The 14,013-nt window shown below is 35.6% G+C and carries 7 protein-coding genes and 2 pseudogenes; 2 read left to right on the top strand and 7 right to left on the bottom strand.

Annotation, left to right across the window (positions count from 1 at the left end; genetic code table 11):
• Window positions 1-131: 131 nt before the first annotated feature.
• Window positions 132-422, top strand: a pseudogene (locus BW139_RS17630) (transposase); the annotation flags it as partial.
• A gap of 409 nt (window positions 423-831) precedes the next feature.
• Here BW139_RS17630 and BW139_RS17625 read toward each other — a convergent pair.
• Both BW139_RS17625 and BW139_RS17620 read right to left on the bottom strand, forming a co-directional pair.
• Window positions 832-1,695, bottom strand: a complete 864-nt coding sequence (locus tag BW139_RS17625; protein WP_076920516.1) for a hypothetical protein — start codon at window positions 1,693-1,695, stop codon at window positions 832-834.
• Entirely contained in the window at window positions 1,695-3,401 is a 1,707-nt protein-coding gene (locus BW139_RS17620; protein ID WP_076920515.1) for an AAA family ATPase, read from the bottom strand. The genes BW139_RS17625 and BW139_RS17620 overlap by 1 nt, the downstream gene beginning before the upstream one ends.
• Before the next feature lie 303 nt (window positions 3,402-3,704).
• Between BW139_RS17620 and BW139_RS17615 the strand changes: the two genes are divergently transcribed.
• Window positions 3,705-4,559 carry a hypothetical protein gene (locus tag BW139_RS17615; protein WP_139336348.1) on the top strand — a complete coding sequence of 285 codons (855 nt, stop codon included), beginning with the start codon at window positions 3,705-3,707 and terminating at the stop codon, window positions 4,557-4,559.
• Window positions 4,560-4,960: 401 nt separating this feature from the next.
• Here BW139_RS17615 and BW139_RS18280 read toward each other — a convergent pair.
• The 5 genes and pseudogenes from BW139_RS18280 to BW139_RS17590 all read right to left on the bottom strand — a co-directional run.
• Window positions 4,961-5,092, bottom strand: a pseudogene (locus BW139_RS18280) (transposase); the annotation flags it as partial.
• Window positions 5,093-5,227: 135 nt separating this feature from the next.
• Window positions 5,228-5,854: a hypothetical protein gene (locus tag BW139_RS17605; protein ID WP_076920512.1), complete on the bottom strand. Its 627-nt coding sequence runs from the start codon at window positions 5,852-5,854 to the stop codon at window positions 5,228-5,230.
• Window positions 5,855-6,082: 228 nt separating this feature from the next.
• Entirely contained in the window at window positions 6,083-8,596 is a 2,514-nt protein-coding gene (gene hrpB / locus BW139_RS17600) for an ATP-dependent helicase HrpB (protein ID WP_076920511.1), read from the bottom strand.
• 331 nt (window positions 8,597-8,927) lie between these two features.
• Window positions 8,928-10,796, bottom strand: a complete 1,869-nt coding sequence (locus BW139_RS17595) for a hypothetical protein (RefSeq protein WP_076920510.1) — start codon at window positions 10,794-10,796, stop codon at window positions 8,928-8,930.
• Window positions 10,797-11,054: 258 nt separating this feature from the next.
• Window positions 11,055-13,916 carry a hypothetical protein gene (locus tag BW139_RS17590; protein ID WP_076920509.1) on the bottom strand — a complete coding sequence of 954 codons (2,862 nt, stop codon included), beginning with the start codon at window positions 13,914-13,916 and terminating at the stop codon, window positions 11,055-11,057.
• Between the last annotated feature and the right edge of the window lie 97 nt (window positions 13,917-14,013).

The raw sequence follows: 14,013 nt of genomic DNA, 5'->3' as shown, positions 1-14,013 counted from the left end.
CAGCAAAAGCTGCTGCCACTGTGCGCTTGTTCTGTAAGTTTTCATCACCTGCTCCGAATTTATCATTGAGCAGGTATTTTTAGATAATCAGAACATCGATGCTAGGTGTGGTTCGCTAGACGCTTACTAATTACCTGGCAAATCAATGGCACAAGCTCATACGCTATGTTGATGATGGCCGACTTAGCATCGATAATAATAGAGCAGAACGCGCGGTAAAACCGTTTGTGATAGGCCGAAAGAATTGGTTATTTAGCCAAACGGCTAACGGTGCCCATGCTAGTGCCACCCTTTACAGCATTGTGGAAACCGCCAAGATAAATGGTCTAATCCCATTTAATTACATCTGTGCTTGCCTTGATGAACTGTGCCAGCCTGAGCCCGATATCGACAGCTTGTTACCCTGGAATTTTAAAACATAGGTGTAGTTCGCTAGACGCTCACACTACTCATATGCACATTCGCGTAATAAGTTTTACCCTATAAAACATCAGCATTGAAGTAATAGTAGTTTAGTCACTTGGAAAACGCCCAAAAATGTTCGTTATTTGCATGCTCTAAGATTAATCTTAAGTTAAATTGAGAAAGCGTGATCACATTCTGCTTTTTACTCTATTGGTGGCAACGCTATTGGCAGGATCGTCTGGCCAAAAATTAGCATTACTATGCAACTGTATAATGGTTTGACAGACTCTAAGTCCTTTAAATATAGACTTAGCGGTGAAAAAATAGAAATTAATATTGACGCTATAATTTTCAACTCAGATTGACAAAAGATTGATAAAAAAGATGACTCATTGACACTGTTAAGTTGAACTAAAAAAGCATACTCTATAAATTACCCGGTAATGGACTATTCTCTAGGTATTCCATTAACTCACCATTTTCAAGAATAGATCTGTATAGTACTGCATCCCATGAATTGATGGATTTTTCCTGTTCCATTTCCAGAAATAGAGCTAGAGTATCCCGAAAGTTTTTTTCTTCAGGTCGTTGTCGACAATTATGAGCTCTACGTAAGACGCTTATATACCTTGTCTTAAAGTACTCTTTGAAACGAGTAAGAAAATCAACGCCCTCCAAATGAGACTCAACTAATAAACTTAAGTCATCTGGTATTTCTTCCTTAACAGCTATATCTATTGAAGGAGTAGAAAATGGTGGCGCAAATGTTATTGAGAACAAAGGTCTATCTACGTCATCAAAATATGGATGGATGTATCTCTTTTGGCCATCTTCAGTGACATAGTCTGTGAGTTTCTCACCTTGACACCAATCACACATTGGCGTCAAATTTAATAACAAAACAGATAGCTCTGGAAATATATCTTTAGGAAGGTAATGATCAAGCGTTCTAGGTCTTCCAGGTTCTCCACAGCTAGGACAAACAACTAGTCCATTATGCTTCCTCATCATCTCTAGTTGATCAAAAGGTAACTTTTCACATTTAGGTGTGTATAGCCCTATCAAAGATTTTTTTCGCTTACGAGCCTCTTCTGCGGAATCTGTATAGTTATTCATGTCAAGAGGAATAAGCCCTAATGGGTTTCCATGATGCTCTATAAACATTTCAGCTTGGTTTATAAGATCATTCGTAATCCGATTGTAAAATACTTTATACTTTTGTCTTTCGCTTATAATCCCTCTCAAAATTTCGAGAGAGTCCTCTTCGGGAAGCCGTATTTTAGATACCATTAATTAGGCTTCCTTGAATTCAGTAATTTCATCAACATTTCCTCATTAAGCTCACCTCCGAGCCTATCGATAATGTCTTGAGGATCGCCATATATTCCTAGCTGCTCTTCTACCCACGTATCGAATGGTTTAGTAATCGAGTTATCACCAAAAACATATGATGAAATTCTCTGCATATCTCCACCAAATGTTTCAAAAGGCGGATATTCCACTTCGACGTTATCATTCTGCTTTCGGTAAACATGCACACATTTAGCAGGAACTTCCCTAGTGATAGATAAAGAGTGAGTAGCCAGAATTGCTTTTGATGTAAAGGCTTTCAGAACTTTTTTAAGCAACGCAATAAACTCAATTTCAAGTGCCGGATGTAAGAAAAGTTCAGGTTCATCAATAACAACTAAACTATCTTTCCTTATTTGCCCAACCACATTTACCACAATATAGCAGAACAGTCTTTGCCCAGAACTGATTTCAATTGCCTTATTGTCTTTGATAAAGACAGCGCCAGAATCAAACTTAATACAACTTTTTAAATCAATATTCCATTCTTCTATTTTCTGAATAACATGACCGTCGATTTTAAGATGTTTCTTGTCTTCACCAACTAAAAACTCAGAGAAATCTGGAGTTTGATTAAATAACTCAAAACTTTCAATTATTTCAAATGCGACAAAATCAAACTCAATAGCTGACATCAAAACAGATAATATAGTTTCGAACTTATGCGTCCAATTAGTTAGCGAGCCAAACTTCAAATCATCATGTATTGACGTCAATATTGACGATACAGAATCGCTTGCTGGTAGATTTCGACTAATGCCTACTCTCTGATTCCCATCTACATCCTCAATTATCTTACGAAAACCAAAGTATTTATAAGCATCTTTATCTTTCAAATTTGTTTTTGATAAATCAATCGTAAATTCCTCAAACGGGCTATAAGATATAAGAATTAATTTAGAAATATTTGGGTAGTGATCAAATGGTTCGTGCTGACTTTTAGCAAGGGAAGGCTTGCTTCCTCGTTCAACACCTAGCCAGTATTCAACTAAAGACTTTAATGTATGAGATTTTCCTATTCCATTTTCACCAATAAGAACATTAATATCGTAGGGCAGTAAGTTAGAATTAAACTTAAAACAAATTGGCTCGATTAACCCATCTCTTTTAATTGTATTAAGCGTGAAATCCTTAATGCTCGATACCTCTGCATTAAACACCTTCCATCCGTCTTCGTATGCTTTCCTTGCCCCTCCTTCTCGAAGCGGTGATATAGAAAAGTCATCGTGTTCAATTAGTTTGACAGCTTCTTGATCACCTATAATATTTTTTAAATAACCCGCATCCCTTATTGATGTAAGAGTATTCTTAGCTTCTTCAATTCCAATCTTTGCAATTAAAAAATTATAAAGATCAATATCACTGGGGACCGATACATAATTCAATTCTGGAATAGGAAAAAAACCATCCCACCCACTTTCACATAGCTCATTTAATTTTTTTGGTGAATATTTATCATCTTCAATTAACAATTTGAGTTCAAAATCGAGAAAACTCTTCCCATCAACATATAAGACAGCATTAAGGGTTGTACTTACTCCATAATCATCCCAATTATTGAACGAAAGAGAAAGCATGGTATTTTCAGATGGGAGCTTCGCAGGAGTCGCGCGCCAATTGATACCTTTCTGGTAAAACACTTTCATTTATTATCTAATCCTTTCATAAGAGCCTGAGGATATGGTACTTGAACGTATAAGACTTTAATATTTATGTGACTCGTGTAATTTTTAAGACGTCGCGCTTAAACTTAAACCTTGTTCTGGATAGTTTTAACAAAAAACTTTAAGTATTGCTAACTGTAAATTTTCTAAAGCATAATTACAAAATAGGGTTATCAAAGCACCTGTCTCACGACCTATCTTTTTTAGACTGTATTTTGTGGTAGCATGAGGAACTAATACTTTTATTTATGTCGCTCTCACAAATTTTATAAGATGAATTAAACCTTGAAATATTTTGACTTTTCAATAGTTCCCACTAAACCACTACATGAAAACGCTATTTTTTGGTGGGTTACAATTACACCATGTATTGTGTCAATCTTATTAGTAATCTTACTAATCCCAGCTCTTAATTTCGAAATTAGTGTGGAAGGATATAAATATTTTTTGACAGCCGTTACACTTCCTTTAGGTATAGCATCTATTTCAATAGTTTTGGGTGTAATGATTGGACGCTTCCACGGTTCGAAACAAAGAGCAATGTCAATATCACAGAATGAAATCAACTACCAGTTAGCTCGAAAAAGCCAAACTTTTCAACATTATTTTGAACATAGAACTCAATTTGAAAACTGGCTCAAATCCGAAAGTATAAGTTTAAAAATTGTGGGGCAGACGGATACTATCGATGTAAATGCAATGGGCTTATATGATTTGCTATTTTCAAAGAACACCGTCGAATATTTGGAATATTCAGTTGATCGCTATGAACTGTTTCATCAAATATTAACTATGATGGATTGCATTGGGTCTGAATTAATCGATAAAGCTGATAAAGGTGAATTGACTGCAGAAATGGCTTTTTTTAAGTTATTATCATTTTTAAGTGTAAAACCATTTAAAGCAGAACCTAATTACTGGGCCCCATACCATGATAAGGAAGCATTTATTGACTTGGCACAGCAGATTCCTCAAGTTATTTATAAATCAACAGAGTTTCTGCTTTTGACGGGTTTAGATAATGATGATTCGAACTTATACGAAATATTCGACATCCTTATAGACAGATTAGAAGAAAATGATTTCTTTGAAAAATTAGGGAAGCTGAGGCAAAAAAGCTCCCAAGTTAACGAAATATAATTAAATATCCCTTTAATTGTAGTAGCTCATATCTGATCTTACAGTTTCTATGAATAAGTTTGGACTTCACCTGACAGGCAACTTTAAGCTATCAATAGATGATCGCTATCATTTACAACGATTTAAACATTTTTACAAAGCGGACGTTTAAATAACTCAACCCTGCCCAAAAGGATTAATTTGATTTATACATCTTCACTTTATAAATCAATACTCCTCTCCATACGATTCATAAAATATGGATTTTTAAATCACAATTTGATAAAAATGATTTATAACGAACATAGGTTTAAATCACATGTATCATTGGCAACAAAAAAATGGTCGATATGGAATTTAACTTTGCTTGGCGTAAAATTATTGCCTTTGTTGTTGCTAACTGCGACTACAGATAACTGTCTCCGCCAGTGATATAACGTTTTGGTACAAATATCTAATCGCTCAGCGACTTCTGCAACTGAATATCCACGCTCAGTAATTTGTTTAACCGCCGCTTCTTTAAACTCTTGAGTATAACGTTTGCTTTTACTCATAAAACACCTCTTATTAGAAGTTACAATGTAACTCAATGGTGTCTAGCAAACTATGGGAAGTCCAGACAGCCTGCGATCTATGGATACTTTTAATTTATCAACAAGTTTTAGTCTGTATTTTGCAATTTTCATTTGTTAGGCCTTGATTACGCAAAACCTTGAATCTACTGTACTAATAACCAAATTCAAGTTATTTAAGACCGGTTCAACAACCTCTGTAAGAATTAGAGATGCAATATTTTTTGCCAATCCCATTTCATTTACAGTACAAACATAACCTTGATGAACCACTTTATTTCTAATTTTTTGTACATCTTCGGCTTCTGACAAAATTGGCTTTCCATTCATACCTTTGATATCGGATAACTCAATATCGGCAGCATGTGAACACAGTGCATTTAGTAATTTGTTATATCTAGCAAAACCAGATTGACCAATAGTAGAACCAACAATTAGTTCTGCTACGCTTTCGTTATGCACCATGCCGTATAGGACAGGCTTTAACAAAACAACTTTTAAAAATAGTTCGATTGCTGTTGTGTACATAATTAATGCTGAGCGAGGAGATATTTGTAAAAGCTCATTTGCGTGATGATAACTAACAATCGGAGCTTCTATTAGATGAGGATGTTTTAAATAATAGGACTGCATCCTTTCTTCAATGAATTCATCGATAGCTTGCTCTTTATGATCAGGATAAAGCTCTTCACTCATACGATCATAAAAATCATCCATTGCAGCATCATGTTCGTCGTAACTCATATCTATCCTTAGGCCTAACAGCTTATTAAACACAATTGTGGTGGTTTATAACACACCAAAACGGCGTTTAATAATGTTATTGGACAAAATTAGGTTTCTACTCAAAACATAGGAATAAATTTAATTTTTTAATGTCTGCTATTCGCTCTAAGCTGCCTGTTAGATGAAGCCCGAACTTATTTATCAAAACTCTAAAATCAAACATGATCTACTAAATTCATTCAAAGACTAATTGACCTTTGACTTTATTGAACGGCCAGCTTTAGCTTTTAATGGCTCTTCTGGCCAACGGTGTTTAGGGTATTTTGATCTCATATCTTTCGCGACATCAAAGTAAGATGTTTCCCAAAAGTTAGCTAAGTCACTAGTTATTTGAATTGGTCGCTTGGCAGGTGAAAGTAATTCAAACCTTAATCTGACTGTATTTTTAGCTATCATTGGTGACTTTAATTCACCAAAGACTTCTTGCAGTAAGACTGACACCGTTGGTTCTTGATGCTTTTCATACCTAATCTTAATTGATTTTTCGCTTGGTGTAATATAATGAGTAGGGGCTTCTAAATTTAGAATTTTTTGCTCTTCATACGATAAAATCGCAGTTAAAATAGGGTAGACATCTAGGCTTCTGAGAGCCTGCAAACTATTTATATGATTAATATAAGGCAATAACCAATTATCTAAACTATCCAACAATGATTCTTTCGATAATGAAGGAAAGTTGATTTTTTCACTTAACCATTTAACTCTTTGGGTCCAACTCTCACATTTTTCAGTCCAATTGAGTAACGATAGTCCTTCAACTTTAAATAAGCTAGCTAAGCAACTTTGGAACTGTGATTTTGGAATGTTTGCTATGGGTTTCTCAGAGACCGTTATTGCACCATAGCTAACCACTTCTCTACCAACAATTTTTGTCTTATTGTTATCTAGCTTGTACTCATTTTTATAAATGAGCTGCTTCTTGTTGGAAACTATACTAGCCAAATATATCGGACTTGCAGAATATACTCTTCCTTCTTTCTTTTGAGCGTCACAGTCACATACAACGATCCAATCAAAATTATTAAGAGGATCATGCTCAGTTAGAACCACACCACGCCCATTTGCCAATAAATAACCGGAGCTACCTGAGGAGCGTTTTTTAGCTAATCGTTCAGGGTAAGCACTTAAAAGCAAAGTACCAACATTACGATTAAGTTGTTCAAGCGAAAATTCAATTTCTCTTGGGAATACCCCTAACATCCGCTTCAGTCTTTTCGACTCCTTGATTATCGCTTCTACTGCCAGCCTTTTAATTGGATATGAATGAAGAGCGCCACTTTTGTTTACTTTATATTCTTGTAAAGCGAATAACCTTTGGGTGATGTCAACGCTATCAGAACTGTAAAACAAATCTCTTTCAGAAATTAGTGATGCTAACTCACACCCTAATGTCAATAGCTCAGGCTCTTGGATTGTTAAAAGCATAGCAGCCAGTCTAGGATGCAAATTTAGCTTTGAAGCTCCTTGGCCCAGCTTAGTCGGCTTATTTAGCTTATCTACAAGTCCTAAGGTTGAAAGTAATGCTAGTGATATCTCGAAATGATGCTTTGGTGGGGCTGTTAACCATTTTATATCTGCATAATCTTTATAACCCCATAAAAGAGTTTCAAGCACAGTGGGAGCAAGATCTACTCTTTTTATTTCTTCATCTTTAAAGTCCTGTAGTTTTTGATTGTCTCTCTCTGTCCATAGCCTGATACATTGTCCTTGTTGTAACCTACCTGCGCGCCCCGCTCTTTGTGTAGCTGATGCCTTAGATATCCAACAAGTGTCTAATCTATTCATGCCACTTGTTGGGTCATACATGAGTACTTTTTCTAGCCCACTATCGATTACGCATGAAACACCTTCAATTGTTAAACTTGTTTCTGCAACATTAGTTGAAAATATTACTTTCTTTCTACGAGCAGAATCCGAAGAGAGTACCTGTTCTTGCATATCGATTGGTAATGCGCCATATAGACTAAGAAATACCAAGTCCTTTATTTGACCAAGGTTATTCTCTGCATACTCACGACATTTGCGTATCTCCGCTTGGCCTGGCAAAAAGATTAAAATATCTCCTCCATCTTTTGATAAGGCATCATTTATAGCATCGCACACACTTTTTTTAAGATCATACCCAGCTCCCTTGTAACTTATTTTGACGGGGTATGATCTTCCAGGACATTTAATTACAGGTGAAAAATTCATATATTGAGCAATGTACTCAGTATCTATGGTTGCGGACATCACTAATAACCGTAAGTCTTCTCTGATAGATTGCTGCACTTCCAATGACAACATCAAAGCAATATCGGAATAAATACTCCTTTCGTGGAACTCGTCAAATATTATTAAACCTGTACCTTGTAGCTCAGGATCAATTTGCAAGCGATTTGCCAGAACCCCTTCTGTTACTATTTCAAGCTTTGTATGCTCCGATACTTTCTTATCATTTTTTACTGAGTAACCAACAGTTTCCCCCACTTTCTCACCAAGCCTATTGGCAAGATAGTTGGCAATGTTGCGCGCTGCCATCCGTCGCGGCTCAAGCATGATAATTTTTTTCGAATCCAGCCAATCAGAGTTAATTAAATACAACGGAACCTCCGTCGACTTACCTGCACCAGGCTCAGCTTGAAGTATCAATGAACGAGCAGCCCCGAGCTGCTCTGAAATTTCAGGGAGAAACTTAATAATGGGGAGTTCTTCTTTCAAAATATATTTAAATTCCTTTAGAGGTTATCAATGCTGTGCTGTATTAAAAATTAAGTATAGAATCTAACTTATTATCATAAAAAATAGGGCAGCTAAAACCGCTCATATTCTTCCCTCTCAAAATTAGACTAGGACTCATTTCTTTTAAAGACTTTCACCTACATCGATAAACTTCATTACTATAAGTCGTTCTATATGATGCTTTTTATATTGGCATAGTGGACTTAATGAAGTCGCTGATTAAACAAAAGCATGTTCGAGTATTTCCCCTGAAATGCTTTTATAGATTATTTGAAATAAGCCTAAAGAATGTGCTCAATATCTAAATGCTTTATTTTGATATAGAGCCCCTAACTCGCTGCACGATAATAGCATCATGACTTGTGAAATGATTAAAACTCGAAATTCGAGTAAATACAGGGTTATTTTTTAATTCAGACTCATCCGCATAAACCTTTATTGCATTCAATAGCCAGCCACCTAGTGCGACTAAGCCTCCACCCTTGATGTTAGAGATTTCCATGCCTGCGCCAACTAAAGTAGGAGCAAACCCGGAAATATTAAGCTTTGATAAGCGAGCCTTATTACTCTCTATTGCTTTGATCTCTTGCTTGAGCGTTCTTAGTTTGTGGAAATACTCGCCCTCATCCATGTTTCCATAATCTTTAACAATATTTGGTATAGAACGAATCAAACTAGAGGACAAAGCTGAATCAAGTTCGAGTACGTTCATATCGTTATTTATAGCAAATATTTCATTTAACAACATACTGAGCTCAGACTCTCGAACTTGTTGTGAGTTTCCCGTAACACCGTTATAAAGGCCGCTAACTATTTGGCAAGCTGCAACTTCAGAGTAGTTTTCATCATCGAATGGAAAATGATGAGCCTCTAGCCCTTGGGCATACTCATAGCTAGAACTTGCTGTTGTCAGTTCGATTAGTAAATCTCGCCCCCGATCCTGAAAGCTTTTTACAGCTAAATTTGAAATACCTAGCCTGTGAGCTGAAGTTGCACCTTCCTTGTTTACCAAAAACTCACCGAATTGCCACTGCTCAGATAGCATTAGTGCAAACCTTTGAACATCGGGGTTGTCGATACGCGAGCAGTGGTGTAAGAAATTATATTGTTCATCACTTGAGAACGTAGTCCCAATTATGCCCGACTTCTTCTGAATCCCTTGAATAGTAGTGGCGGCTAATCGTCTTGAAAATAAGATGGCATTTGGGTTTACAGAAATAATGTCTAGTAATAGTTCTTTTGAATACCGACTAAGATTTTGAGGGATTACAAAGAGTAAGCGACCACGGGCGACCAACTCTTTGAGCTCATGTTGATTCATTTTGAACATTTTATAGAAATATTCAGCTTCACTCTTCAATGGTAGTGCGATGACAACCTGCTCGTATAGCGTTAAATAGACTCTTATATTTTGTCTAGGAAACACAGATGCATCTACGAAACATCTTGTTTTCTTTATCTCAAAGTTTGGTAGCAAAAAACGATCCCTTTGCTCAGTTTCATCTCCGCTGAAAACAGAATGTCTATTTTGAATCCAAAAGTCTTCGTCTTCTTCGTAACGAGCTAATAGTTGTTGCGGAAATTGTTTCTGTATCAAACCACTAGCTGTAAGTTGCATATTGTTGTAAGTATTAGGCTTATGCTCCACTTTCCCAGGATAATCAGGGATTGTAGTCTCAACGTCAAAAACGTAGTCATACCCTTGATACCCTAAAGATTCGCAAATTAACTTAATATCTTGCTGCTCACTCTCTGTTATAGCTGTTTTAAAAGTCAGTTTAAACTCGTTTGTGGCCCATAAGAAATCGACATGAAATGGATGGTACTTACGTGGTACATTTAAAACTAATTGATTTATCGTCTCATTCATCGTCATGGGGTGACCATGTATTTGAGTTTTTTCAAACTTGCTGCGTGACTCGATCAAACAATAGGTATCAAGAATTTCGCCCACAATAGTAGCAGGAGGTATGCCAACTGTATGAAATCTATGATACTGCTCTTTTAAATTATTAAGCAGTTCTTCGTTATTTTTTACATCAAGAACAACTGCAAATAGTTCTTTACCATTAGTAAACAGTCCCTTGTGGGTATGCTGATGAGTATCAAATCGAAAGCGCTCATAATCGTGCCGTATAGCATCTATTACTGGCAAACTGTATGGCAGACTGTCATTCATTGTTAGATCCTAATTATAATATACGCTAGGAGCGTTCTTTAGCTTGTATCATTGTGCTAGTTTCTCATATCTTACTCATTAAAATATGTATAATAATACTAGTGGGTTATTCATTTTTTTAGCGAGGTATAACTATTTCTGCCCCATTCCGAGCTAACGTAAATGCTCTAAAAGTTTGTTTCGAGAATAACGGACGGTCATTGACTAAAACTTCAAAGTTAAAAATGTTATGTTTGAACTCAGAAGAACCATACAAGACTAACCTGTTAACATTCCCAACGCATTTAATCTCGAGAATTTTTGAGTTTCTATTAATAACGGATCAACTGAGCTAATTCGAGCTAAAATTGCGTTTAAATCACCCATTATAATTCTAGGTTCATCCTCGATAATTTGATTTAAAAACTTCAATACAGTTTCAGGATATTCCTCAGATAAACTTGTTTCATTTAACTTTCTCAATAAATAATTAAAATCACTAATATTACTTAAGCTATGCTGCAGTATAGAATAACTTTCTACAAAATATTTTTGAGTGTTTAAACATAGAATTGCAAGTTGATTTATTGTTAATTCATTAAAATTTTGATTTTTAGGCCAAACTTTTAATAAAAAGGGTTTAATTCTATTTTCCCAGTATTCATCAAATTTATCTCCAGAACTTGTTAATGCATCGTTTAAAGCAACAGTAACATGATAAAAAGCATTTCCGGAGAGTTGCGAGAAGGCAACGGCGACTTCTTTGACTCCATATTCATCATATTTCTGGAGAGCAACATAGGTTAAAAATTTAGCATACTGTTGTGATTGTTCACCTAAATCATCTAAATGAGATGCTGTTTCTAATAAATTTACTTTTATTTTAATTAAAAACTCTTTGTGCAATCTTGGTGACCATAAGTAGCAAAACCATGCTACCTGAGAAAAACTACAATCGCTCCAATTAAACCAGTTTAAAATATGCTCTTCAGCCCACTCAGGTGAAACACTATAAAGAGATAAAACATTAGTAGATATTATTGCTTTAGATAAAATATATATTTCATTATCTTGATTACACAGATGATTGAGCCTTTCCTTATAATCTGAACTTATACCATAACCATCTTTTGGTTTTTCTCTATACCATTGTTTAAATAAAAGTTCAGTCAAGATTCCAACGGGGTGATTTATTGCAGCCATTAGCGGATCTCTATTAATATCAATCTCTTTTTCAAATGGTAAAGTTATTAATAAATCATAAAAGGTAAAAAATTTACTTTTTGTAATTACCTTACAATCGAAATTTTTATCAAGCCAAAACGCAAGAGACCTTGATATGTCGACTAACTTTTCTTTCTCTAAACTTAGAAGATAATTACATGACGAGTCCCAAGCAATATAAGAAAGCCGCCTATTTTCAGACCAAATGTTTATTGCCTCATTCCATCGTTCTGGTAGCCATGAATTACATTGAATAAGTGCCTCTATAACAAATTTTGGTTCTTTTCTACATCGAATGGACCAATCATCTTCATTTCGAAACCCTACCTCAGGGTTATCCTCCAGCCATGTTATTAAACTATTAAGCTCTAAAGGGGTATTATTTTCCAGTCCTTTATGAAAGCCTGTACTCATCCAAAAAGGGAACTCTTGTTCCTCTTTAATGTGTTTACCCCACATTGGATGCTTTTGAAGCATTTTTTCATATGCCCTATCGCCCTCAATACCAACATTTAGTCTAGATCTTTTTAATTTGGATAATCTAAGCCAAATAGCACGATCTTTAATATCCTTAAACTCTTGCTCTGTAAGTTCTTTCCTGAACCACGATTTAGATGGCCCTTTTAAAATATTACAAACTAGTCGATTCTTATCAACATCACTTAAATTTAAAAAAAGTTTTGGTAATAAACTTAATATCTCTCGTTGTGTCGCGGTATTCCATAACCAACGTGAGTCATCTATTTCCAGTAGCTCATTTACATCCACTGAAAAATTTTGGGGTAACTCTGCTAAAGCAAATAATGCCAACCTTTTAAAGATTGGAAATGGTAACGCCCACCAATCCATAATAGCGTTCATAGCGGCATTGGAATTGATTGTTTTCATTGCAAGCCATGAGTCTCTAACTAACTCAATTAATACAGTCCAATCATTATGATGTTTATTCTGTGGATGTTTCGCGATCGAAGGCTGGTGAATGTATGAATAATCATAATACTCATTTACTTCCCCCAGTAAACTCCTCAACTCCATTATTTCTAATAGAATTAAATTAAACTCAATAAATAGATTACCAATATCATGGCTCCATTTATCAACTTTATTTAGTTCTTTCAACGCAGAATATGGGTGAGAGCTAGTGAGAACAACCTCACTCCTAAAAATACGTTTTATCCCACTCACAGAGCTAGCTAAACTCAGAGGCTCACTAAAACGGATTCTTGGAGAAAGTAATGTTTTTAGCTCATGTTTGAGGGGTAATGATAAATAGCTTACCTTATATTTATCTACCCATGAGTAAAGACTAAAACGATGGCTAGAATTAGTGCAATAGCCCGATAGTATTAACTCCCATATAGTTAGCATTTCTTCACCTAAATTAGCGCATAAAATGTCATTACTATTTTTCCTGTGCGCTCTTAGCTCATTATTAATTTTCCAGTGTAAATCGCTATGTAGCCTTCCTCCCTGTTTACATAAAAAGAGAACTAGTTCTGGTTTATCTAAGTGCTTAACTAACCAGATGCCAAGAAAGTTCATTACTTTATCCCACTGGACCTCATCATGAGAAAAACTTGCTAATGACATATTTGGTGAAAAAGCGCTTTTTGGAGGCCTACTGAAAAGTCTAAACTCAAAATTTTCTTTAAAGCTTGTGTCTACTATACCAAAACGTGGTAGATCACTTTTATCAAGCTTAATTTCATTAAGTACATTCAACCATTCAATAGGTGGAGGGGGGGTTAATTGAGCAAATGTTTTTGCAGGAATACCAGTTGGATCACTTAAAGCCCAAGCAAGTCTGTATGCATATCCATTACCTAAATCCGCTTCAGATGGCTTTGTAAAAGCAGTCGTTACTACTATTTGTTGCTTTCCAACCAGTGAATCGCCCCGTGTTTGCCAGAGACTCAATAACTTGAGAAACTGGAACTATGAAAAAATCAAATCGCTATACATCAGAATTTCGTGAACGTGCAATTAGGCTTGTTACCACACAACAGCATGAATA

The organism is Pseudoalteromonas sp. SK18 (genome assembly GCF_001974855.1).
Taxonomy (GTDB): Bacteria; Pseudomonadota; Gammaproteobacteria; order Enterobacterales; family Alteromonadaceae; genus Pseudoalteromonas.
The sequence above is the reverse complement of the archived record's forward strand: the minus strand, read 5'-3'. Positions and strand labels throughout refer to the sequence as shown.